This window comes from Streptomyces sp. NPDC050658, from assembly GCF_044457025.1.
In the GTDB taxonomy this organism is placed as follows: domain Bacteria; phylum Actinomycetota; class Actinomycetes; order Streptomycetales; family Streptomycetaceae; genus Streptomyces.
The window spans coordinates 416,661-439,166 of record NZ_JBITGM010000005.1 but is presented as its reverse complement, the minus strand read 5'-3'; the positions used below and the strand labels follow the sequence as shown (position 1 = coordinate 439,166).

General features: G+C 70.2%; 19 protein-coding genes. 11 read left to right on the top strand and 8 right to left on the bottom strand.

Annotation, left to right across the window (positions count from 1 at the left end; all coding sequences use genetic code 11):
- Nucleotides 1-93 precede the first annotated feature (93 nt).
- Nucleotides 94-1,200, bottom strand: a complete 1,107-nt coding sequence (locus ACIBKX_RS20315) for a threonine synthase (protein WP_363271666.1) — start codon at nt 1,198-1,200, stop codon at nt 94-96.
- Between the two features lie 232 nt (nt 1,201-1,432).
- Here ACIBKX_RS20315 and ACIBKX_RS20310 point away from each other — a divergent pair, with 232 nt between their 5' ends.
- Nucleotides 1,433-3,007 (top strand): S8 family peptidase, encoded by a 1,575-nt coding sequence (locus ACIBKX_RS20310; RefSeq protein ID WP_363271665.1) that lies wholly within the window; start codon nt 1,433-1,435, stop codon nt 3,005-3,007.
- On the opposite strand, the gene ACIBKX_RS20305 is transcribed toward ACIBKX_RS20310, so the two are convergent.
- The gene (locus ACIBKX_RS20305; protein WP_399375841.1) at nt 3,004-3,177 is read right to left on the bottom strand and encodes a hypothetical protein; all 174 of its coding nucleotides are present in this window, start codon (nt 3,175-3,177) and stop codon (nt 3,004-3,006) included. The two genes, ACIBKX_RS20310 and ACIBKX_RS20305, sit on opposite strands and share 4 nt — an antisense overlap.
- Before the next feature lie 79 nt (nt 3,178-3,256).
- Here ACIBKX_RS20305 and ACIBKX_RS20300 point away from each other — a divergent pair, with 79 nt between their 5' ends.
- The 8 genes from ACIBKX_RS20300 to ACIBKX_RS20265 all read left to right on the top strand — a co-directional run bounded on the left by ACIBKX_RS20300 (nt 3,257) and on the right by ACIBKX_RS20265 (nt 12,789).
- Entirely contained in the window at nt 3,257-4,444 is a 1,188-nt protein-coding gene (locus tag ACIBKX_RS20300) for a DUF4190 domain-containing protein (protein ID WP_363271664.1), read from the top strand.
- Nucleotides 4,445-4,563: 119 nt separating this feature from the next.
- A complete protein-coding gene (locus tag ACIBKX_RS20295) occupies nt 4,564-5,781 on the top strand; it encodes an alpha/beta hydrolase (protein WP_363271663.1) in 1,218 nt (405 codons plus the stop codon).
- A 209-nt stretch (nt 5,782-5,990) separates the two neighbouring features.
- The gene (locus ACIBKX_RS20290) at nt 5,991-6,743 is read left to right on the top strand and encodes a GntR family transcriptional regulator (protein WP_363271662.1); all 753 of its coding nucleotides are present in this window, start codon (nt 5,991-5,993) and stop codon (nt 6,741-6,743) included.
- Between the two features lie 178 nt (nt 6,744-6,921).
- Complete coding sequence (locus ACIBKX_RS20285; RefSeq protein WP_363271661.1) at nt 6,922-8,625, top strand: hypothetical protein; 1,704 nt, start codon at nt 6,922-6,924, stop codon at nt 8,623-8,625.
- Between the two features lie 205 nt (nt 8,626-8,830).
- The gene (locus tag ACIBKX_RS20280) at nt 8,831-9,016 is read left to right on the top strand and encodes an SPOR domain-containing protein (RefSeq protein ID WP_363271660.1); all 186 of its coding nucleotides are present in this window, start codon (nt 8,831-8,833) and stop codon (nt 9,014-9,016) included.
- An 18-nt stretch (nt 9,017-9,034) separates the two neighbouring features.
- On the top strand, nt 9,035-9,424 hold the full coding sequence (locus ACIBKX_RS20275) for a (deoxy)nucleoside triphosphate pyrophosphohydrolase (protein ID WP_363271659.1): 390 nt from the start codon (nt 9,035-9,037) through the stop codon (nt 9,422-9,424).
- A gap of 154 nt (nt 9,425-9,578) precedes the next feature.
- A complete protein-coding gene (locus ACIBKX_RS20270; protein WP_363271658.1) occupies nt 9,579-9,995 on the top strand; it encodes an ATP-binding protein in 417 nt (138 codons plus the stop codon).
- A 166-nt stretch (nt 9,996-10,161) separates the two neighbouring features.
- Nucleotides 10,162-12,789 carry a SpoIIE family protein phosphatase gene (locus tag ACIBKX_RS20265; RefSeq protein ID WP_363271657.1) on the top strand — a complete coding sequence of 876 codons (2,628 nt, stop codon included), beginning with the start codon at nt 10,162-10,164 and terminating at the stop codon, nt 12,787-12,789.
- Between the two features lie 58 nt (nt 12,790-12,847).
- On the opposite strand, the gene ACIBKX_RS20260 is transcribed toward ACIBKX_RS20265, so the two are convergent.
- Together ACIBKX_RS20260 and ACIBKX_RS20255 are read right to left on the bottom strand one after the other, a co-directional pair.
- Complete coding sequence (locus ACIBKX_RS20260) at nt 12,848-13,561, bottom strand: PspA/IM30 family protein (RefSeq protein ID WP_363271656.1); 714 nt, start codon at nt 13,559-13,561, stop codon at nt 12,848-12,850.
- Nucleotides 13,562-13,664: 103 nt separating this feature from the next.
- A complete protein-coding gene (locus ACIBKX_RS20255) occupies nt 13,665-15,731 on the bottom strand; it encodes a TPM domain-containing protein (RefSeq protein ID WP_363271772.1) in 2,067 nt (688 codons plus the stop codon).
- A gap of 247 nt (nt 15,732-15,978) precedes the next feature.
- Here ACIBKX_RS20255 and ACIBKX_RS20250 point away from each other — a divergent pair, with 247 nt between their 5' ends.
- Both ACIBKX_RS20250 and ACIBKX_RS20245 read left to right on the top strand, forming a co-directional pair.
- Nucleotides 15,979-16,686, top strand: coding sequence for an SMI1/KNR4 family protein (locus ACIBKX_RS20250; protein ID WP_363271654.1), 708 nt, complete (start codon nt 15,979-15,981; stop codon nt 16,684-16,686).
- A 98-nt stretch (nt 16,687-16,784) separates the two neighbouring features.
- The gene (locus tag ACIBKX_RS20245; protein ID WP_363271653.1) at nt 16,785-17,453 is read left to right on the top strand and encodes a haloacid dehalogenase type II; all 669 of its coding nucleotides are present in this window, start codon (nt 16,785-16,787) and stop codon (nt 17,451-17,453) included.
- Between the two features lie 61 nt (nt 17,454-17,514).
- On the opposite strand, the gene ACIBKX_RS20240 is transcribed toward ACIBKX_RS20245, so the two are convergent.
- From ACIBKX_RS20240 to ACIBKX_RS20225, 4 genes are all read right to left on the bottom strand, one after another.
- The gene (locus ACIBKX_RS20240) at nt 17,515-18,789 is read right to left on the bottom strand and encodes a hydrolase (RefSeq protein ID WP_363271652.1); all 1,275 of its coding nucleotides are present in this window, start codon (nt 18,787-18,789) and stop codon (nt 17,515-17,517) included.
- Between the two features lie 109 nt (nt 18,790-18,898).
- Nucleotides 18,899-19,705: a succinate dehydrogenase/fumarate reductase iron-sulfur subunit gene (locus ACIBKX_RS20235; protein ID WP_363271651.1), complete on the bottom strand. Its 807-nt coding sequence runs from the start codon at nt 19,703-19,705 to the stop codon at nt 18,899-18,901.
- The gene (locus tag ACIBKX_RS20230) at nt 19,702-21,633 is read right to left on the bottom strand and encodes a fumarate reductase/succinate dehydrogenase flavoprotein subunit (RefSeq protein ID WP_363271650.1); all 1,932 of its coding nucleotides are present in this window, start codon (nt 21,631-21,633) and stop codon (nt 19,702-19,704) included. The genes ACIBKX_RS20235 and ACIBKX_RS20230 overlap by 4 nt, the downstream gene beginning before the upstream one ends.
- Complete coding sequence (locus ACIBKX_RS20225; protein ID WP_363271649.1) at nt 21,633-22,466, bottom strand: hypothetical protein; 834 nt, start codon at nt 22,464-22,466, stop codon at nt 21,633-21,635. Before ACIBKX_RS20225 ends, ACIBKX_RS20230 begins: the two co-directional genes overlap by 1 nt.
- Between the last annotated feature and the right edge of the window lie 40 nt (nt 22,467-22,506).

The window sequence follows — 22,506 nt, the reverse complement described above, 5'->3', positions numbered from 1 at the left end:
GCACTCAGCACTGTCGTATCGATGGTGCCGACAAGCGTACGACCACTGTTCCGCCCATGGCAGGTCTCCGGCCATCACCGGACAGCTCGGTTGTCAGTCGTGCGCCAGTCCTGATTTCAAACCCGCCCCGCACAACGGGATCACGGCCGTGCGTTCGCCCAACGCCCCGTCTCGAACGGCTGCCCAGCACGCCACTCCTGTCGACTCGACGTACAGCCCCCGACCGGCCAAATCGAGCTGTGCGTGCCGGATCTGGTCCTCCGTCACCGTCAGGAAGGCGCCGCCGGAACCGCGTACCGCACGCAGGATCTGCCGTGCGCGGGGCGGCCGTGGAATCGCGATGCCCTCGGCGAACGTGGGCGCCTGCGGCGTGGTCCCGAGCGGCTCGTCGGCCCCCGCGCGCCACGCCTCGGCCAGCGGGGCGACCGCCGCGGCCTGCACGGCGTACAGCGCGGGGGCCTTCGCGATCAGCCCCGCGGCGTGCAGTTCGCGGACGGCGAGTGCCGCGCCCAGCAGGAGCGTGCCGTTGCCCACGGGGACGACCAGGACGTCCGGCAGCCGGCCACCGAGGTCCTCCCACACCTCATGGACGTATGTCTTGGTGCCGTGCAGGAAGTACGGGTTGTACACGTGCGATGCATAGAACGTGCCGGGCTCGTCGGCCACCGCGCGGGCCGTCAGGGCCGTCTGCTCGCGGTCTCCGGAGACGACCTCCAGGCGTGCCCCGTGCGCGCGGATCTGTTCCAGCTTCTTGGCCGACGTACCGGCCGGGACGTACACGGTGCAGGGCAGTCCGGCCCGCGCGCAGTACGCGGCGATCGCCGTTCCCGCGTTGCCGCTGCTGTCGGCGATCACCCGCTGCGGTCCCAGTCCGAGGGCGAGCGCGGCGAGCATGACCGCGCCGCGGTCCTTGAAGGAGAGCGTCGGTGTCAGGTAGTCGAGCTTGGCCGAGATCCCGCCATCCATCGATACGAGCGGTGTGCGGCCCTCGCCGAGCGACCAGGAGGGGGTCGGGAGCGGCAGGCATTCCGCGTACCGCCACAGGGAATTCACCCTTCCGGCAAGGGACTTCAGCGGCGCTGGATTGGGGGAGAAGTCCAGGTCGAGGGGGCCGCGGCAGACCGGGCAGCACCAGGCGAGGGTGCCCGCGGGGACGCGCGTGCCGTCGGTGGGGCAGAAATAATCCGGCAATGCTGTCATGTGGGCAGGCTAGTTGTGGCAATTGGGGCGGATGTGTCATGGCGGGTGCGTGGCGGTCGTGTTACGTCCGGTCCTGACCCTTGTGGGATTCCTATGGATCCGCCAATCTTTCGTCCCGACGAAGGCGGGGCGGGTCGTTGATTGACATGTCCCTGCCGTTCGCCTCCGTGAAAGTGGGCACCACCAGCACCATCCCCCACTAGCGCACCACCTATTGAGGAGGACCCCTCAGATGGCAGTGATGCGTCATACCCGCCGAAGACTGGCCGGGATCAGCGCGACAGCGGTCGCGGCTCTCGCCCTCGGCGTCGTCTCCGCGCTCCCGGCGACCGCTCAGCCGGCCCAGGCGGAAGGCAGGATCGAGAACGCCGGAGCGCCCGGCACGATAGCGGGAAGCTACATAGTCAGCCTCGACGAGGACGCCGCGAAGGCGGGCTCCAAGGCGGGCAAGGCACTCGCCAAGGAGTACGGCGCCGACATCAAGCGCACGTACAAGAAGGCCCTCAACGGGTACGCGGTCGAGCTCTCCGAGGCCGAGGCCAAGCGGTTCGCGGCGGACCCGGCGGTCGAATCCGTCGTGCAGAACCGCACGTTCACGGTGGACGGGACGCAGCCCAACCCGCCCTCCTGGGGCCTGGACCGCATCGACCAGAAGACGCTCCCGCTGAACAACTCGTACACCTACCCGGACTCCGCCGGTGAGGGTGTCACGGCGTACGTCATCGACACCGGAGTCCGCATCAGCCACAGCGACTTCGGCGGACGCGCCTCCTACGGCTATGACGCGATCGACAACGACAACACCGCTCAGGACGGCCACGGCCACGGCACGCATGTCGCCGGAACGGTTGCGGGCGGTGCCTACGGAGTCGCCAAGAAGGCGAAGGTCGTCGGCGTCCGCGTGTTGAACAATCAGGGGTCCGGCACCACCGCGCAGGTCGTCGCGGGCATCGACTGGGTGACCCAGAACGCGGTCAAGCCCGCCGTGGCGAACATGTCGCTCGGCGGCGGCGCGGACAGCGCACTGGACACCGCCGTGCGCAACGCGGTCGCCTCCGGCATCACCTTCGCGGTAGCGGCGGGCAACGAGAGCGTCGACGCCTCCACACGGTCTCCCGCGCGCGTGGCCGAGGCCATCACGGTCGGCGCCACCACGAGCACCGACGCCAAGGCGAGCTACTCCAACTACGGCACCATCCTGGACCTGTTCGCCCCCGGCTCGTCCATCACGTCCGCCTGGAACACCAGCGACACGGCGACGAACACCATCTCCGGTACGTCGATGGCGTCCCCGCACACCGCGGGCGCGGCGGCGCTGTACCTCGCGGACAACCGCACGGCGACCCCGGCGCAGGTGTCCACGGCCCTGGTCAACGCCGCTTCGACGGGCGTCGTCACCAGCCCCGGATCCGGCTCGCCCAACCGCCTCCTGAACGTGGCCGGTGGTTCGACGACTCCTCCGGGACCCAAGTTTGAAAACACGACCGACTTCGCGATCAGCGACAACTCCACCGTGGAGTCGCCGGTGACCGTGAGCGGCGTGGCGGGCAACGCGCCGGCCGCCCTGAGCGTTCCGGTCGCCATCAAGCACACCTACGTGGGCGACCTCCGGGTGCAGCTGATCGCACCCGACGGCACGGCGTACACCCTGAAGGGGTACGGCACCGGCGGCAGCTCCGACGACATCAACACCACGTACTCGGTGAACGCGTCGTCCGAGACGGCCAACGGGACGTGGAAGCTGCGGGTGAGCGACAACGCCGCGCAGGACGTCGGGAAGATCGATTCTTGGGGCTTGCAGTTCTAGGGCGTCGGCCCTGAGCTGAGCGGCTCCTCCTCGTCCTCGCCCTCGCGGTACGGCTCCGGGTCGGTGACCCGGCCTGCCGCGAGGGCGAGGCGTGAGGTGCGGTGGACGGTCAGGAAGCCGCAGGGGCGGTCGAAGGTGGCTTCTACCTCGATTACGCCGGATATCCCCATTTCGTCCCCTGCCTGTGTCCCGCATACGATGCGAAGTCGCCGCCCCGAGCGACCCACCCGAACCTGGAGCACCGTAGTCGTGGACATACCCCCGCCGCCCCACCTCGGCGGACGCCCGCAGCAGCCGTACGGGCAGCAGGTTCCGTACCAGCGGTGGCCCGGCGCGTACTCGCCCTACTCGCGTCCGCCCGTCAACGGCTTCGCGATCGCCTCCCTCGTGCTCGGCATCCTGTGCTTCCTGCCCGCCGTCGGGCTGATCCTCGGGCTGATCGCGCTGGCGCAGATCTCGAAGAAGGGCGAGCGCGGCAAGGGGCTGGCGATCGCGGGAAGCATCCTCTCCGTGGTCGGCGTCGTGCTGCTGGTGCTCGCCGTCGTCACCGGAGGCGCGCGGGACTTCGTCGAGGGCTTCAAGGAGGCCGCGCGCGAGTCACGGAACGCCTCCGCGTTCCCCGTCGGCAAGGGGGAGTGCTTCAACGTCCCGGACAGCAAACTCGACGACGTGCGGTACGCCTTCGAGATCGACAGGGTGCCCTGTTCCTCGCGGCACGACGGCGAGGTCTTCGCCTCGTTCCGGGTGAACCACGAGACGTTCCCGGGAGACGCCGCGCTCGCGTCGCTCGCCGAGCGCAAGTGCGTCGACCTGGACGCCGCCTACGTCCTCGACACCTGGGTCGATCCGGGGGACTCCGAGCTGACGTACTACGCGCCTGACCGGGAGACCTGGCGCCAGGGGGACCGGCACATCACGTGCCTCTACGGAGACGCGGAGGACAAGCGCAGCCTGAAGGGGTCGTTCCGGAGGGACGCGACCAATCTCGACGCCGATCAGCTCGCCTACCTGAAGGCGGACAAGGCCCTCTACGAGGCGTACGGATCGGACCCCGTAGAGGACAAATTCGAGGACGACCTGAAGGGCTACAAGGAGTGGGCCGGCCGCGTCGACAAGGGGCTCGCCGAACAGGCGCGGCTGCTGCGCGCCCGCGACTGGCCCGCGACGGCGGACGCCGGCATCAGCGCCCTCGTCGACGCCATCGAGCGGAACCGCGAGCAGTGGGCGAAGGCGTCCGGCGCGAAGGACGCCGATGCCTTCAACGCGCACTACGTAGTGGCGCAGCAGCACATCAGCGGCAAGCGGGAAGCGGCGGCCCGCAAGGCACTTGACCTGGCGACCACTTCGCCTCGGGACGCCACTCCGGGGGGCGAGGGCGGCTTTGACGAGGACCACGAAGACGGGGGTTCTGGCGATGGGGAAGGTTCGGCGGTCTGAGGCGGGCGCTGTCTGAGGCGGGTCCGGCGTGAGGTGAGCTCGGCGTGAGGCGAGCTCGGTGGGGGGAGCCTTTGCCGGCCCTGAGGGCTTTTTGTCCTCTTCTGTGATATTTCTTCGGAGTGACGTCCGCCCTGACGCCAACCGCCCGGCCCCGCCCCGGGGTTCCCCGCTCCGCGCACCTCACCCGCGTCCTCCTCGTCACCCTCGCCCTCCTGAACGCCGCCCTGGTGGTGCTCGTCGCCGCCCCGCTGCCCCGCATCCCGCTCCTGGTGCTCGTCGCGGCGGCGGTCACCTCCTGGGGGCTCGTCCTCGTGCTGCCGGCGGCGCTCGGGCTCGTCGCCGCCATGGCCGCGGGGCGGCGGCACCCCTGGTGCGGCGGGCTCGCCGCGCTCTGTGCGTTCGCGGCGCTCGTCTACGGAGTCATGCCGTACGCCGCAGCCCACCGCACCGCCGAGGACTACGGGCAACCCCTGGCCCCCGGCGACTACTTCGAAGGCGTCAACTACGCCAAGGTCCCCGACCTGGACCGCACCCGCCGTTACGCCCGCACCGGGGAGCGGCGCGGAAAGCTGGACCTCTGGACGCTGCCGAAACGCGACGGGGTGCGGCACCCCGCCGTGGTCTGGGTGCACGGAGGCGGCTGGAACAGGGGGCACCGCAGCCAGACGCCCGAGTGGAACCGCTGGTTCAACGCGCGCGGCTGGTCGGTGTTCGACATCGACTACCGGCTCGCGCCCCGCGTGACGCAGCTCGACCAGATCGGTGACGTGAAGTGCGCGGTGGGCTGGGTGCGGCGGCACGCGCGCGTGTTCGGCGTCGATCCGGACCGCCTTGTCCTCGCGGGGAGTTCGGCGGGCGGCAATCTCGCCCTCGCGGCCGCGTACACGGAGGGTGACGACCGCGTCCCCGCGTCCTGTGCGGTGCGTGACAGCTCGGTCTCCGGGGTGATCTCCCTCTACGGGCCGACGGACATGCGGCGCCTCATCGCGGGGACCGCGCTGCGCCGCGACCCGATGATCCCGCGCCTGATGGGCGGTTCGGCGAAGAAGCGCGGCGGCGTGACCGTCCCCGCCCGCTACCGCCTCGGCTCGCCCGCGCGGCTCGTGCGGACCGATGTGCCGCCCACGCTGCTCCTGCACGGCAGCGCGGACCGTGCGGTGCCGGTGGGGCAGGCGCGGGAGCTGGCGCGGCGCCTGAAGGCGGCGGGGGCTCCGGCGACGTATGTCGAACTGCCCTGGGCGGACCACTGTTTCGACGTGAACTGGGGCGGCTGGGCGAGCCAGATCGCGAGGTCGGCGATCTCCCGGTTCCTCGCCCTTCGAGGCGCGAGCGCCTGATGGACGTACTCTCCAGGAACTGATCCTCGTGCTCCGGGGATTGATCGCCGCCGTCCCGGAAAGCCGTCGCCATAGCTCCGCTTCGGCCCCGGCGTAAAGACCTGCACACCCAGAAATCATCACTTCGGGTGATTCCTTGGCCTTGGGTTGCGGTCAACAACCCACGGTTGCCACGCTGTTGCTGTCTGTCAACCTGATGGGAGTGGCCAGTGACTTTCGGTGAGCAGCCGGCGTATCTGCGCGTCGCGGGTGATCTCCGCAAGAAGATCGTCGACGGTTCGCTGCCCCCGCACACCCGACTCCCCTCGCAGGCCAGAATCCGCGAGGAGTACGGGGTTTCGGACACGGTCGCCCTCGAAGCGCGCAAGGTCCTGATGGCCGAAGGCCTGGTCGAGGGGCGCTCCGGCTCCGGCACGTATGTGCGTGAGCGACCCGTGCCCCGCCGCGTCGCGCGGACGGGCTATCGGGCTTCCGGCGGCTCGACGCCCTTCCGCCAGGAGCAGGCCGAGGACGGCGCGCGCGGCACCTGGGAGTCCCGCAGCGAACAGGTCGAGGCGAGCGCCGCGATCGCCGAGCGCCTCGGCATCCGCGCGGGCGACCGCGTGATGTGCACCAAGTACGTCTACCGGGACGCGGGGGAGGCGATGATGCTCTCCACGTCCTGGGAGCCCCTCGCGGTCACCGGACGCACCCCGGTGATGCTCCCCGAGGAGGGCCCGCTCGGCGGCTGCGGAGTGGTCGAGCGCATGGCGGCCATCGACGTGATCGTGGACAACGTGGCGGAGGAGGTCGGCGCGCGTCCGGGGCTTGCGGAGGAGCTCATGGCGCTCGGCGGTGTCCCCGGCCATGTGGTGATCGTCGTCCAGCGGACGTACTACGCGTCGGGGCGGCCGGTGGAGACGGCCGACGTGGTGGTGCCCGCCGACCGCTACCGCATCGCATACCACCTGCCGGTGAGATGACCGCGCGCTCCGGCGCACGCCCGGATTCCGGACGGGCCCGTCCGTGCGCCGTGACCGCGAGTTAACGCACGCTCAACTTCCTTAACGCCGGGGCAATCGCGGCTTGCAACAAAATGTCATGCACGGCTCCTAGCTTCGTCGCCCGTACCCGCAATCCGGTCGGACGACAGGAACCCACATGACGGATACGGCCACGCGTGACACCAGCGCCGCCGCAGGCCCGCCGCCCAAGCGCAGCTACGCCAGGATGGCGGCCGACGAGAGCCGCGAGGACTACTCGCTGCGCTACGCACCGCACTCCTTCCGGCGCTGGTCCCCGACGATGGTGGCGTCCACCGCGCTCGGCGGCATCGCCTATCTCGCGGACTTCGCAATCGGCGCGTCCATCGTCTTCACGTACGGCTTCACCAGCGGACTCGCGTCGATCCTCTGCGCCGCGACGATCATCTTCGTCACCGGCATCCCGATCGCACGGGCCTGCGCCAAGTACGGCCTTGACATGGACCTGGTGACGCGAGGTGCGGGCTTCGGGTACTTCGGCTCGACGCTGACGTCGCTCATCTACGCCTCGTTCACGTTCATCTTCTTCGCGCTCGAAGGCTCGATCATGGCGCAGGCCATGCATCAGGCCGTCGGACTCCCGGTGGAGATCGGCTACTTGATCACGACGCTCATCGTGATCCCGATCGTCTTCCGCGGCATGGGCGCGCTCGCCAAGGTGCAGGCCTGGACGCAGCCGATCTGGCTCATCGGCATGGTGCTGCCCTTTGTGGTGCTCGCCTTCGAGGCGCCGGACGCCTGGGGGGCCTTCGGCTCCTTCGGAGGCACCGAGGGCGCCGGCAGCGGCTTCTCCTGGCTCGCCTTCGGGCTCGGCACGGGAGTCGCGCTCTCGCTCATCGCCCAGATCGGCGAACAGGCCGACTATCTGCGCTTCATGCCCGCCAAGACCGAGCAGAACAGGCGGCGCTGGAACCTGGCCGTGCTCGCGGCGGGACCCGGCTGGGTCGTCATCGGCGCGGCCAAGCAGCTCGGCGGCGCGTTCCTCGCCTTCGTGGCCCTGGAGGCGGTCGGCAAGACGCACGCCCTGGAGCCGATCGCCCCGCAGATCGAGGCCCTGAAGCCGTGGCTCGGCTCCTTCGCGCTGCCGGCCGCCGCCCTCTTCGTGATCGTCTCCCAGATCAAGATCAACGTGACCAACGCCTACAGCGGCTCGCTGTCCTGGTCGAACTTCTTCTCCCGTGTGACGCACAAGCACCCCGGCCGGGTCTGGTACATCTTCCTCAACCTCGCCATCGCGCTGACGCTGATGGAGATGAACATGTTCGCGGCCCTCAACAAGCTCCTTGGCTTCTACTCGAACGTGGGCATCGCGTGGATCGCGGCCGTCGCCGCCGACCTCGTCATCAACAAGAGGATGGGCTGGAGTCCGCCGTACATCGAGTTCAAGCGGGCGTACCTGTACGCGGTGAACCCGGCGGGCTTCGGGGCGATGGTGATCGCCTCCGTAGTCTCGATCCTGGCCTTCTTCGGCCTCTTCGGAGAGTACGCCGAAGCCTTCTCGACGTTCATCGCGGCCGGACTCGCCGTCGTCCTCTGCCCGTTGATCGCCTGGGCGACGAAGGGCAAGTACTACCTGGCGCGGCCGAACCCGGTGAACGGCCCGCACGTCGAGGTGCCCGACGTGACGGCCACGCACGCGTGCGGCGTCTGTGAGACGGCGTACGAACTCCCGGACATCGCGGACTGCCCCGTCCAGTCGGGGCCGATCTGCTTGCTGTGCTGCTCGCTGGACGCCGAGTGCGGCGATGTCTGCCGTACGGCGCCGTCGGGCGAGCCGGTGCTCATGCCGATGCCGACGATGCCCGCGGTGCGCGGCGACTGACGGGGGGCGTACCGGCCGAGCCGGTGCCGCCAAGGGGGGCGCATCCGGCCGGATGCGCCCCCGGCTCATGGCCAATTGCGTACCTCTTTGTGCAAAGGCGTATCCGCTGAGTGAAGGTCGGGCGTAGGCTCGGGCATATGCGGATTGCGGTTTCCTTACTGATCGAGGCGTGGCGCGCGCCGGGGGCGGCGAGCGGAGGGGCGCGATGAATGACGGCACGGTCGTACTTCCCTGGCTCGTGATACGCCAGGACGACAACGGCAACCGCTACCGCGTGGGCAGGTACGCGACGAAGGCCGAGGCCGAGAAGATCGCCGACAGCCTGGACGACGACGGCCGCAGGCAGCTGTACTCGGTCGAGAAGCTGAGCCAGAACGGCAGCGCGCACTGACCGCATAGGCTCCGGCGCATGACGGAACGGATCGTGGTCGGCGCCGCCCTGTATGACGACGGACGCCTCTTGGCCGCCCGGCGCAGCGCGCCCCCGGAGCTCGCGGGCCGCTGGGAGCTGCCCGGCGGCAAGGTCGAGCCGGGGGAGCACCCCGAGGAAGCGCTCGTGCGGGAGCTGCGCGAGGAGCTCGGCGTCGCGGCGGAGCCGGTGGCGCGGGTGCCGGGCCAATGGACGCTCAAGCCGGGATACGTCCTGTGGGTATGGACCGCGAAGCTCCTGTCGGGGGTCCCGGAGCCGCTGGAGGACCATGACGAGCTGCGCTGGCTCGCCCCGGACGAGATCTGGTCGGTGGACTGGCTGGACGCCGATGTGCCCGCGGTCGAGGCCGTCGTCGGTGGGTCCCGCTGAGGGGCGTGCGCGCTCGCACCTTGGGGACCTCAAGCCTCACGTACGCCGTTCGTGCCACAGTGCGCCCTAGTAAGCGGTAATTCCGCCGGGATATCGGGTATGTGCCCATTAACCCCATGAAACCGGACAGGGTTCCGCTGCTGCTGGTCTGGAAGTGATCGGCGTGATCGACACCGAAGGCGACTGCGCCGAGTGGGATTTTCCCGCGGATCCCGGCGCCGTGCGCACCGCCCGGGCTGTCGTCCGCAAGCAGCTCGGCGACTGGGGCCTCGCCGCCCTCGGTGACATCACCGTCCTGCTCGTCAGCGAACTGGTGACCAATTCCCTGCGCCATGCCTCGGGCCCCATCGGCGTACGCCTCGTGCGCCCCGCCGATCCGTCGGGGGCGCTCCTCGTCGAGGTCTCCGATCCGCTCCCCGATCCCCCGCAGGAGCGGACCGCTGCCCTTGATGACGAGGGCGGCAGAGGGATCCAATTGGTGGCCCGCTCGTCGCGGCGCTGGGGCACACGGCAGGGCCGGACGGGGAAGACGGGGAAGACGGTGTGGTTCGAGCTGGTGCTGCCGGGTTAGAAGACTGGCAGCGTGGGGCGGACACAAGACGGTCACGGGCCAAAAAGAGTTGAGTCCGTGCTGTGATCGTGAACGCCGTGTGGCGCGGCGCCGTAGTGCTGGATACTGTGGGCAGCCGCATCCGGTGACCGGTGCCGGACGTGGTGAGCTGGAGGGGACGGTTCGCGTGAGCGAGATACCAGCGAAGGCGACGGAGCAGGACGGGCCGTCGGGTGACGCTAGGGGCGAAGCTGCAGATGACGTGATGTGGCAGAGCAGTCCACCCGGTTCGATCTACGACTACATCAAGGTGGCCTCGTTCTCGATCGGTCCCGACGGACTGATCGACCAGTGGAGCCGGCGCGCCGAGCAGCTGTTCGGCGTGTCTGCCGAGGACGCCGTGGGCAAGGACCCGATCGAGGCGTTCGTGCCTCCGGAGCTGCGCAGCAGCGGCCATCGCAAGATGGCGGAGATCCTGGACGGCAGGGAGTGGACCGGGTCCGTCCGCTTCCGTGTTCCGCAGGAAACCGATGACTCCGTAGGGGCCGTTTCCGGGGTGGGCGGTGTCTCCGAAGGCATCGCCGAGGTCTATGTCATGCCGACCTCCACGGAGGAGGGCGAGCAGGCCGCCGTCTGTATCGTCGTCGACGTACGGGCCCTGCGTCAGATAGAGACGGACCTCGCCGCCTCGCAGGCCATTTTCGGCCAATCTCCCTTCGGCTTCCTGCTGTTCGGCACGGATCTCAAGGTGCAGCGGGCCAACCGCCGCTTCGCGGCCGTCTTCGGAGGCGCCGTCGACGACCACCGCGGCCGCACCGTCCACGACTATCTGCCCCGGCATGAGGCCGACCGCATGGCCGCCGCCCTCAGGCGCGTCCTGGAGACCGGCGAGGCCGTCACGGACATGCAGATCGTCGGCCCCGCCCCCGGCAGCAACGAACGCCGCCACTGGTCGATCAACCTCTACCGCGTGCACAGCGGTTCGGGCCGCCCCATCGGCATCGCAGGCCTCGGCACCGACGTCACCCGGCGGCACGCCGCCGCCCGCGAGGCCGCCCACGCCCGCCGCAACCTCGCCCTGCTCAACGAGGCCGGTGCCCGCATAGGCAACTCCCTGGACCTGGAGACCACCGCGCGGGAACTGCTCGACGTCACCGTCCCCGGCTTCTGCGACCTCGCCTCCGTGGACCTCTACCAAGGACTGCTCGACGGCGACGAGACCCCGCCGGGCCTCGCCGACGGCAGCGCCGAACTGCGCCGCGTCGCCTTCGCCAGCGCCGTCGCCGACGCGCCCTTCCCGGACGGCGGCCGCCCCGTGGACGTGGGCGCCGTCCACCGCTTCGCCTTCACCTCGCCGTGCGCCGACGCCCTGCGGACCGCGCGGCCGCGCCTCGTCTCCGCCGTCGACGACGGATCCGCGAGCAGACTCACCGGAGGGCTCGTCCAGTCGACGCTCGCCGTCCCGATGGTCGCCCACGACACCGTGGTGGGTCTCGCCCAGTTCTCCCGTACGAAGGGCAGCGAACCCTTCGGGGACCGCGACCGCTCCCTGGCCGTCGAACTGGCCGCCCGCGCAGCCGTCTGCATCGACAACGCCCGCCTCTACCGCCGCGAACACGAGCGCGCGCTGATCCTCCAGCGCTCCCTGCTGCCGCCCGGCGACCCCGAGGCATCCGGCCTGGACATCGCCTGCCGCTATCTGCCGGGCAACGCGGCAACAGAGGTCGGCGGCGACTGGTTCGACGTCATCGAACTGCCGGGCCACCGCACCGCGCTGGTCGTCGGCGACGTCATGGGCCGCGGCCTGCGCGCCGCCGTCGCCATGGGCGAACTGCGCACCGCCGTACGCACCTTGGCGCTCCTGGACCTGGAGCCCGCCGAGGTGCTCTCCGCGCTCGACGAGATCGCCCGCGGCCTCGGCGACCCCTCGGGCACCCAGCAAGCCACCCGAGCGGCCCGTCAGACGCGTGTCACGAGCGAGACGGACCTCTCCGAGGTCTACCTCGCCACCTGCATCTACGCGGTCTACGACGCCGTCACACGCCGCTGCACGTTCGCCAACGCGGGCCATCTGCCGCCCGTTCTCGTCGAGCCCGACGAATCGGCGCTCATGCTCGACGTGCCGCCCGGCATGCCGCTCGGCGTCGGCGGCGAACCCTTCGAAGAGGTCGAGGTCGAACTCCCCGAGGGCTCCCTGCTCGCGCTCTACACCGACGGCCTCGTCGAATCCCGCGACCACCCGCTCGACGAGGGCCTGAACGCCTTCGTACGCGCCCTCGACACCCCGCTGTCGGCCCTGGAGGACGTCTGCGACCACGTCCTGAACACCCTCGACACACACCACGGAGAGGACGACATCGCGCTCCTGATGGCGCGCGTCCAGGGCCTGCCCTCCGAAGCCGTCGGCGACTGGACGCTGCCGCGCGACCCGAAGTCGGTGGGCCGGGCCCGCGAACTGGCCTGCGCGCAACTGCGCTCCTGGGACCTCGAACCACTCTGCGACACCACGGAACTGCTGGTCAGCGAGCTGGTCACCAATGCGCTGCGGTACGGCGAAGGCGAGATCAGGCTCCGACTCCTTCTCGACCGCACCCTGGTGTGCGAGGTGTGGGACGCGGGCCTCGTCCAGCCGCGCCGCCGCAGGGCGCGGGACACGGACGAGGGCGGCCGAGGGCTGCAGCTGGTCGGGCTGCTGAGCGCCGCGTGGGGCTCGCGCAGGACGCCGCGCGGCAAGACGGTGTGGTTCGAGCTGCCGCTGCCGGACAGCGGGGTGGAGCCGATGGATGCGGCGGAGGCGTTGCTCAGTCTGTTCTGAGGCCTGGTCTCTTTTGGGGCTCTACGTAGTCGTCTACGTAGTCGTGATTGGAGGGCTTCTACGTCGTCGCCTTGAGGGCGGCGAGTCGCGCCGCGACCTCCGCCTCGTCGCCCAGGCTGTCCAACTGCTCAAACTGCGCATCCAGGGAGGACGCGGCAAGCTCCTGCTTGCCCAGCGCCCTGGCCTCCTCGCGGCGCACCTTGTCCTCGAACCGGCTCAACTCGCTGGTCGGGTCGAGGACATCGATGTTCTGGACGGCGTCCATCATCTGGTTCTGCGCCTGCGCCGTCTTGGCCCGCGCGACCAGCTGATCGCGCTTCGACTGCAGCTGGGTCAGCTTGATCTTCATCTGGTCGAGCCCGGCCTTCAGCTTGGCCACCACCTCCGTCTGCGCGGCGATCGTCGGCTCGGCGTCCTTGGCCTCGCGTTCCGACTGCAGCTGCCGCTGGAGTGCCACCTTGGCCAGACCGTCGAACCGGTCGGCCTCCACCGCGCTCCGTTCCGACCGCAGCCCGTCGGCCTTCCTGCTGGCCGCGATCGCCTTGGAGCCCCACTCCTTGGCCGCGTCGAGGTCCTCCTTGTGGTCGAGTTCCAGCATCCGCAGACTGCCGATGGTCGTCGCCACCGCCTCCTCGGCCTCCTTGATGTTGTTGGAGTAGTCACGGATCAGCTGGTCGAGCATCTTCTGCGGGTCCTCCGCCTGATCGAGGAGGGAGTTGATGTTGGCCTTCGCGAGCTGGGCGACGCGGCCGAGGATGGTCTGCTTCGTCATGAGGCTGCTCTTCCTGTGAGGTCTCTAGGTCTGGAGGTCTGGAGGTCTGGAAGTCCAGCGGTCCAGAGGGGCAGAGGTCTATGGGGTCGACGGGTGCCTGGGCTCAGAACCGGCCGCCTCCGCCCATTCGCCCCCGCGTACCCCCGCCGCCGAAGCTTCCGGGGCTGCCGCCGCCGAAAGCGCCCCCTCCGTAGCCGCCCGCCCCACGGCCCCTGCCTCCTCCCAAGAGCTCGCCGAGGATGATGCCGCCGAGCACCGCGCCGCCCATGCCGCCGCCCGCACCGCCACCGCCTCCGTAGGGGTTGCCGAAGCCCCGTACGTCGCGTTCGGCGAGCTGCTGCGCCTGCCGGGCCCTGCTGTCGGCCTGCTGGGCCTCGGTGAGCGCGGCGGCGGGATCGGGGTCCTGGGCGGTCTCCGCCGCCGCGAGGTGCCGCTGGGCCTCGGCCAGGCGCGTCCTGGCCTCGCTGCCCACGGCCCCGCGGTGCGTGCCGACGAAGTCGGCCGCCGCGCCCACGGCGCTGCGCGCGGTGAGCAGGGCCTGGCCGAGCAGGGCTACGGTGCGGCGGTCGGCGGTCTCGCGTTCGCGGGCGCCCGCCAGGGACTCGTCGAGGGCGGCGTCGGCCTCCTCGACCCGGCGCAGGGCGTCGATCGGGTCGTAGGCGCCGGCCGCCAGCTGCTTGCGGACCCCGGCGACGACCGCCTCCGCGCGGGCGATACGTCCGTGCAGGTCGGCCGTCGGAACCCCGTCCTTCGTGCCCTCGACGAGGCCGTGCGCGTCGGCGAGATCGGTCTCCGCCTCGGTGAGCGCGGCGGGCAGCTTCTCCTCGGCCAGCGTCAGCTCGTCCGCGAGCCGGTCGACCGCGTCCACGAAGGTGCCCGCCTGGTCGACGGCGCCCTCGGCGGCCCGCAGATGGACGGCCGCCGTGCCGTTGTCTCCCGCGTCCACGGACTGCCGCGCCTGGTTGAGGTGCGTCGTCGCGAAGACGAGCCGGTCCTTGGCCTGCTCGACATGGCCCACGACCTGGGCCGTCGCGGACGGGGCGTACTTCTGGCGCAGGGCCGCGAGGGTGCTCTCGGCGGTGGCGGTACGCCCTGTGACCTGCCGGAACACCGTCTGGGCCTGCTCCAGGGCCTGCGCCGCCTCGCGTTCCAGGGCGCGCAGCTGGTCGAAGCCCGCGGCCTCCGCGTCGAGCTTGCGGCCCGCCTCCGTGCAGCGCGTGACGATCTCCTCCAGCATGGCGCGCCGGGTCGCTGCGTCCTCGGGGTGGGCGTCGTCCAGCTGCTGGCGCAGCCGGAAGGCCGTCGTCAGCTCCGATCGGGCGTACGCGAGCGCGTCGGTGAAGGGCCGCACCGCGTCGTCGCCGAACTGGGCGGTGGCGAAGCCGAGCTCCTCGGCGCTGGTGCGGATCGCGTCGTCGGTCTCCACCAGGAGCCGCTTCGACCGCTTGTCCAGCTCGGGGAGCGAGACCGGCTGCTCGCCTCGGGCCCAGCCGCCTCCGGGCGTCGTCCGCGTGGCCGCACGCCGTCTGCGGCGGCCGTAGGCGACCGCTGCGAGGGCGCACGCGCCGCCGGCCACCACGATGGGCAGGACCAGGTCGCCGGTGGCCGTGTCGCCGCCGGCGCCGTCTTCGGAGCCGCCCGGGTCGGGGTCCCCCGGAGTGATCGCCGGGGTGGGCACGGGGCGGCCCGCGAGGACCGCGCTGTATCCGTCGGCGGCGCCGATGGCCGCGCCCGCCCAGTCGTTCTCACGCAGGGCGGGCCGGATCGCGGTGGTGGCGACGTCCCGGAGCTGGGCCTCGGTGAGCCGCGAACCGCGGTCTACGGAGTAGGCGTACTGACGGTCATGGGTGGCGACGGCGAGCAGCACGTCGTCCAAGCCGAGGCCGTTGCGCTCGGCGGTGGTGTCGGTCCAGTCCTGTGCGGAACGGCCGGAGAAGTCGCGTACGTAGACGACGAAGAGCTGCAGGCCGCGATCGTCGTAGAGGCGGTCGAGCGCCTGCTCGGTGGCGTCCGCGCGGTCGCCCAGCGCGCCTGACTTGTCGGTGATCTGGCCGTCACGGGAGAGCCTGACCGGGTCTTCGGCCGGTACGGCGCAGGCCGCGGGGGCGGACAGAAGCAGCAGGCACCACGTGAGCAGTGCCGCGGCCACCGCTGTCGCCCGCACGGCCATGTGTGAGGGCGGCGTCACATTTGGGAGCGTATGGCCGTATTCGGGGGTGCGCGACTGGGGGCATTCGGGGGCGTGACCGGTGGCCGTTCAAGGACGTGGTCGGGGGCGTTTCAGGGCCTAGGCCGTGCTGCCGGGCCCCCGGGTCTGCGCCCGGATTGCAGGCGCATGCGCAGTAGGCGCGCGCGTACGGTGACTTCGGGCAAGGCCGGTCCGCGGTGGGTGGCTGCCGTGTGGGGGAGGAGTGCAGGTGGGCGGGGTCTGGACGGGAGTACGTGAGCGGGTGCTCGCCCTGCGGGGCGCGCCGAACCGGGCAGCCGTCTTCGGCGCGGAGTTCGGGACGTACGGCCATGGCTTCGAGCTGAGCCCCGTCCTTACCGAGGAGCAGGTGAGCGCGGTGGAGCGAGGGCTCGGCCACACGTTCCCCGCCGAGTTCCGCAGCTTCCTCCTTGAAGTGGGCGCCGGGGGTGCGGGACCCGACTATGGACTCTTCCCGGTGAAGCCGCCGGCCGCTCCGGGCGACACGGCCGCTGTCCCGCCGCCCGGCCCGCCGCCGTTCCGCCCCGAGCTCACCCAGGAACTGGACGCCCATGAGCGCGCGGAGCCGCAGCGCCCCGACTACTCCGACGACGACGCCTTCCTGCGCGCCCACCGCGCTTGGGACGCGCGGTGGGAGACGCTGCACGACACCCTGTCCGACGGCACCTTCTGCGTCGGCGAGCAGGGCTGCGCCTACTACACACTGCTCGCCGTCACCGGCCCCGAGCGCGGCACGATGTGGGACGACGTGCGGGCGGTGGGTGAGGGCGTGCTGCCCATCCGGCACAGGGACAGGGAGACGGGCAACGAGACGGAGCGGGTGACGTTTGCCGAGTGGTATCTGGGCTGGCTGCATCGCGCGGAACGTGTCGCGACGCGCGTCAGGAATCACCGGCCGACCGGGCCGGTTGGCATGTGAGCGACTGATGTGTGAGCAACCGGCATGTGAGCAACCGGCATGTGAGCGACATCGTGAAGCAGCCCCCGGGAGATGCTGCCCTCTAGAAGGAGAGTCCGTTGAGCCGTCCAGCGCCACAGTTCATCACCTTCGACATGTACGGAACGCTGACGGACTTCGCCATCGGGGCCGCCGCGCGAGACGTCATCGAGGACGTGGCCCCGCCCGAGAGGCTGGCCGCCTTTCTCCACCGGTTCAGCTGCTATCAGCTCGATGAAGTGATGGGCGACTGGCGTCCCTACGACGAGGTGATCCACCGGGCCTTCGAGCGAGCCTGCCGGAGCACCGGGGTGGCCTTCCGGCCCGGCGATCCCGCCAAGATCTTCGCGGCGGTCCCGGAGTGGGGACCCCACCCCGATGTTCCGGGGCCGCTCGCGAAGCTCGCCGAGCACTTTCCTCTCGTGATCATCTCCAATGCCGCGGACAGCCACGTCGACCGGAACGTCGCGAAGCTCGGCGCGCCGTTCCACGCGGTCTACACGGCCGAGATGGCACGGGCCTACAAGCCGCGACTGCGCGCGTTCGAGTTCATGTACGAGCAGTTGGGCTGTCGGCCCGAGGAGACGATGCATGTGTCGTCCAGCCCGCGCTACGACCTGCAGTCGGCGACCGACCTCGGAGTGAAGGACACCGTGTATCTCAACCGGGGGACTGAGCCGTCGGCCCCCTTCTACCACTCCCACGAAGTCACCTCCCTCGACGGAGTTCTGGACATCCTGGGCCTCTGAGGTCTGCTCGCCGCCTCAGCCACGAGAACCGTCCCGCCTCAACGACGAGAACCCTCCCGCCTCAACCCGCGAACTCCACCTCCGGGTATCGGCCCGAAGGCCCGTCCAGCAGATGGTCGTCCCGGTCGCGCAGCCAGCGGTCGAAGAACGAGGTCACATAGGCGCGTTGGGCCGCCGTCGCTCGCGCGGGGGCGACCTTGCCCATGTTCTCCTCGATCACCTTCTGGCTTACCCCGGCCTGGGGCAGCAGCGCGGCCAGGTCCGTGTACGTCTGGTGCTTCGAGCCGCGCAGGGTCAGGTTTCGCTTCCAGGCCGTCGTGTGGGACCAGAACTCGCGCCATGACGGCTCAGTCGTGCGGTCGCTGCCCTGCCTGCCCATCAGGAGGAACGGGCGGTCCAGGCCGTGTCGGGCCACCGGCATCAGGTTCGTGCCGTTCGGCTCGGGATTGAACTCCATGGTGCCGTCCAGGTCTATGCCCGCCTTCACGCGCCGGTCCTCGTACATCGTCTCGGCGGCCGCGATGCCGCCCGCGGACTGGCCGAACATGCCCGTGCGCCCGCGGTCGACGACCTTGGACAGGCCGTGCGGCAGAGAGTCCAGGCGGTCGAGGACGAACTTGGCGTCGGCCACCCGGACGTCGAGGACCTTCTTGAGCAGGGCCGGCATCGAGTTGTTCTCCTGCGCCTGCGCCAGCGCCTTCCGCAGCGGGGCGTCGTCCTTCACCGAGCCGTCGGGGAACTGCACCGCCGGTGCCTCATAGGTGTGGTCGACGGTCACCACCACATAGCCCCGGCTCGCCAGCTCCTCCACCGCTGAAGTGCCCCACGTACGGGGGTCGTTGGCGCCCGAGGTGTAGATCACCACGGGGCGTCGGCCGCCGGTCGTGTCGGGCGGGGCTCCCTCGCGGGCGTGGGTGCGCATCGCCGCGAAGTCGATCGCGCCCTTGGGGATGCCGTGCGGAGACATGGAGTCCCAGTGCTTGGCCGCGCCCGCCGCCATGTACGGAGCAAGGGGGTGCTTGGCTCCGTCCGGCTTCCGCGCCGCCGGGTACCAGACGCTGATCATCAACTCGCGGTACGGCCGCGACGTCACCCACGGGTCCTTGCGGGAGCGGTCGACCAAGCGGGTCGACACCGTGCCGATCTCATGCGGGCCGGTGGGTGGGGGCAGCCGTGCCTCCACGCCCGTGGGCCCGGGTGTGGGTGCGGGCCCGGCCTCTGCCAGGGCCGGGACGGTCAGCGCCGCCGCGACGCCGACCGCCGTCAGGCCCAGCACCGAGCGTCGGGTCGGCGCCGAGCGGGATTTCGAGTGCGTACCAGTCGCGGAAGAGTTCATGCCTCCATGTTGATCTCGCCCCACGCCCGTGACCATGTGGGAAATCCCGAGACTTCGGCCTGGGGGATTACCCCCACAAGCCGATCACCCGCGCCCCGCCAGGCGCCCCTCACCCATCCTCCGCCGACCGCCGCCGAATCTTGTTCCCCAGCCAAACCAGCGGATCGTACTTCCGGTCAACCGCGCGCTCCTTCAGCGGAATCAGCGCGTTGTCCGTGATCTTGATGCCCTCGGGGCAGACCTCCGTACAGCACTTGGTGATGTTGCAGTAGCCGAGCCCGTGCTCGTCCTGGGCGGTCCGCTTGCGGTCGAGGCCGGTGTCCGACGCCGCGTCCAGCGGATGCATGTCCAGCTCCGCGACCCGCATCAGGAAGCGCGGTCCTGCGAACGCCCCCTTGTTCTCCTCGTGGTCGCGCACCACATGGCAGGTGTCCTGGCACAGGAAGCACTCGATGCACTTGCGGAACTCCTGGGAGCGGTCCACGTCCTCCTGCATCATGCGGTACTCGCCGGGACCGAGATCGGCGGGCGGCACGAAGGCCGGGACCTCGCGGGCCTTCGTGTAGTTGAAGCCCACGTCCGTCACCAGGTCGCGCACCACGGGGAACGCCCGCAGCGGAGTCACCGTGATGACGTCGTCGCGGCCGAACACCGACATCCGCGTCATGCACATCAGCCGCGGCCGACCGTTGATCTCCGCCGAGCACGAACCGCACTTGCCCGCCTTGCAGTTCCAGCGCACCGCGAGGTCGGGGGCCTGGGTGGCCTGGAGGCGGTGGATGATGTCGAGGACGACCTCGCCCTCGTTGACCTCGACCTTGAAGTCCTCCAGGCCGCCGCCGTCGACGTCCCCGCGCCAGACCCGGAAATGAGCTTCGTACGCGGTGCCGGAAGCGTTCGCCGTACTCGTACTCACTCGTAGAGCTCCTCTTCAGCCAAGTACTTGACCAGCTCCTCCTTCTCGAAGAGGGCGAGCAAGTCGGGACGGATGGGCTCGGTCGTGACCCGCACCAGGTCGATCTGGCCGCGTACCGGGTCGGTGGCCGCCAATCCGCCCGTGGGATCGGCGAGTTGGCAGAGCAGATTGGCGCGGCGCCACTCCCGGTTCATCGCCGGATGGTCCTCGCGGGTGTGCCCACCCCTGCTCTCCGTGCGCTCCAGGGCGGCCCGTGCCACGCACTCGCTGACCAGCAGCATGTTGCGCAGGTCGAGCGCGAGGTGCCAGCCGGGGTTGAACTGGCGGTGGCCCTCGACGCCGGCCCGCCGGGCCCGCACCCGCAGCTCGGCGAGCTTCTCCAGGGCCTGCTCCATCTCGGCCTCGCGGCGGATGATGCCGACCAGGTCGTTCATGGTCTGCTGCAGCTGCTGGTGGAGCGTGTACGGGTTCTCCGGAGTCGCGCCCTCCTCGGGGCCCTCCGCGCTGAACGGCCGCAGTGCCTCGGCCGCCGCCGTGTCCACCTGGGTGTCGTCGACCAGGGGCCTGGCCCCGGCGAGCGAGGACGCGTACCGCGCGGCGTGCAGTCCCGCGCGCCGCCCGAAGACCAGCAGGTCGGAGAGGGAGTTGCCGCCCAGCCGGTTGGAGCCGTGCATACCGCCGGCCACTTCCCCGGCCGCGTACAGCCCCGGCACCCGCTGGGCCGCCGCCGTGTCCGAGTCGACCGAGATACCCCCCATCACGTAGTGACAGGTCGGCCCGACCTCCATCGCCTCCGCCGTGATGTCGACGTCCGCCAGCTCCTTGAACTGGTGGTACATGGACGGGAGTCGGCGCCGGATCACCTCGGCGGGCATCCGCGTCGACACGTCCAGGAAGACCCCGCCGTGCGGCGATCCGCGGCCCGCCTTCACCTCGGAGTTGATGGCACGCGCCACCTCGTCGCGCGGCAGCAGCTCAGGGGGGCGGCGGTTGTTGTCCGGATCCTCGTACCAGCGGTCGCCCTCCTCCTCCGACTGCGCGTACTTCTCCTTGAAGACGTCGGGTACGTAGTCGAACATGAACCGCTTGCCTTCGGAGTTGCGCAGTACGCCGCCGTCACCGCGCACGGACTCGGTGACGAGGATGCCCTTCACGGAAGGCGGCCAGACCATCCCCGTGGGGTGGAACTGCACGAACTCCATGTTCACGAGGGGCGCCCCGGCGAGCAGCGCGAGCGCGTGACCGTCGCCCGTGTACTCCCAGGAGTTCGACGTCACCTTGAAGGACTTGCCGATGCCACCGGTCGCGAGGATGACGCTCGGCGCCTCAAGCACGAAGAAGCGGCCCGATTCACGGTCGTAGCAGAAGGTGCCGCCGACGCGCTCGCCGTCCTTGAGGACCCGCGTGACCGTGCACTCCTGGAAGACCTTCAACCGCGCTTCGTAGTCGCCGAATTCGCGCTCGTCCTCCTGCTGGAGGGACACGATCTTCTGTTGAAGCGTGCGGATCAGTTCGAGCCCGGTGCGGTCGCCGACGTGCGCGAGGCGCGGGTACTCGTGTCCGCCGAAGTTGCGCTGCGAGATCCGCCCGTCCGCCGTGCGGTCGAAGAGCGCGCCCCAGGTCTCCAACTCCCAGACGCGGTCCGGCGCCTCGCGCGCGTGCAGCTCGGCCATCCGCCACTGGTTGAGGAACTTTCCGCCGCGCATGGTGTCGCGGAAGTGGACCTGCCAGTTGTCCCCGGAGTTCACATTGCCCATGGAGGCGGCGATGCCGCCCTCCGCCATCACCGTATGGGCCTTGCCGAACAGGGACTTGCAGATCACGGCCGTACGGGCGCCCTGCTCGCGTGCCTCGATCGCGGCCCGCAGCCCCGCGCCGCCGGCCCCCACGACGACAACGTCCCACTGCTGCCGCTCCACTTGAGACATCAGAACAACCTCGGATCGTCGAAGGCGCCGGACGCGATCAGATACACGTAGAAGTCGGCGAGCGCCACGCTCACCAGGGAGGCCCAGGCGAGCAGCATGTGGCGTGCGTTCAGTTTTCCAACCCACTGCCACATGCGGTACCGGACGGGATGCTTGGAGAAGTGCTTGAGCTTGCCGCCGACGATGTGCCGACAGGAGTGGCAGGAGAGGGTGTACGCCCAGATCAGCGAGATGTTGACCAGGAAGATGAGCGTGCCGAGGCCCATGTGGCCCCACTCGTAGTGCTCGTCACGGAACGAGAGCACGGTGTCGTACGTGAGGATGCCCGCCACCGGGACCGCCGCGTAGAAGAAGTAGCGGTGGATGTTCTGCAGGATCAGCGGGAAACGGGTCTCTCCGGAGTACTTCTTGTGCGGCTCGGCGACCGCGCAGGCGGGCGGTGAGGCCCAGAATCCGCGGTAGTAGGCCTTCCGGTAGTAGTAGCAGGTCAGCCGGAAGCCGAGCGGGAAGATCAGGATCAGCAGCGCGGGGGACAGGCCCCACCAGCTGCCGAAGATCTCCCAGTTGGGCCCGTTCCGCATCGGCTCGCAGTTCTCGGCGAGGCACGGCGAGTAGAACGGGGAGACGTAGGGCGCCTCGTAGTAGTCCGCGTTGGCGAAGGCCCGCCACGTGGAGTAGACGACGAAGGCGAAGAGTCCGGCGGCGGTCGCGGCGGGCGCCAGCCACCAGCGGTCGGTCCGCAGATGGGCAGCGCTGATCGCGGCGCGCGTTCCCGCTCGTACGCCGCCTGGGGCCGGGCCGCTCTTCAGATGGGGTTCCGTGCCAGTGGCCAACGAGGCTCCACTCCTTTGTCCTCAGGTCGGCGTGCGGGGG

What these genes read in the sequence shown, in the direction of transcription:
- ACIBKX_RS20260 (WP_363271656.1), bottom strand. Translation starts at nt 13,561, where the DNA reads ATGACGAAGCAGACCATCCTCGGCCGCGTCGCCCAGCTCGCGAAGGCC.
- ACIBKX_RS20310 (WP_363271665.1), top strand. Translation starts at nt 1,433, where the DNA reads ATGGCAGTGATGCGTCATACCCGCCGAAGACTGGCCGGGATCAGCGCG.
- ACIBKX_RS20255 (WP_363271772.1), bottom strand. Translation starts at nt 15,731, where the DNA reads ATGGCCGTGCGGGCGACAGCGGTGGCCGCGGCACTGCTCACGTGGTGC.
- ACIBKX_RS20230 (WP_363271650.1), bottom strand. Translation starts at nt 21,633, where the DNA reads ATGTCTCAAGTGGAGCGGCAGCAGTGGGACGTTGTCGTCGTGGGGGCC.
- ACIBKX_RS20315 (WP_363271666.1), bottom strand. Translation starts at nt 1,200, where the DNA reads ATGACAGCATTGCCGGATTATTTCTGCCCCACCGACGGCACGCGCGTC.
- ACIBKX_RS20285 (WP_363271661.1), top strand. Translation starts at nt 6,922, where the DNA reads ATGACGGATACGGCCACGCGTGACACCAGCGCCGCCGCAGGCCCGCCG.
- ACIBKX_RS20280 (WP_363271660.1), top strand. Translation starts at nt 8,831, where the DNA reads ATGAATGACGGCACGGTCGTACTTCCCTGGCTCGTGATACGCCAGGAC.
- ACIBKX_RS20240 (WP_363271652.1), bottom strand. Translation starts at nt 18,789, where the DNA reads ATGAACTCTTCCGCGACTGGTACGCACTCGAAATCCCGCTCGGCGCCG.
- ACIBKX_RS20305 (WP_399375841.1), bottom strand. Translation starts at nt 3,177, where the DNA reads ATGGGGATATCCGGCGTAATCGAGGTAGAAGCCACCTTCGACCGCCCC.
- ACIBKX_RS20275 (WP_363271659.1), top strand. Translation starts at nt 9,035, where the DNA reads ATGACGGAACGGATCGTGGTCGGCGCCGCCCTGTATGACGACGGACGC.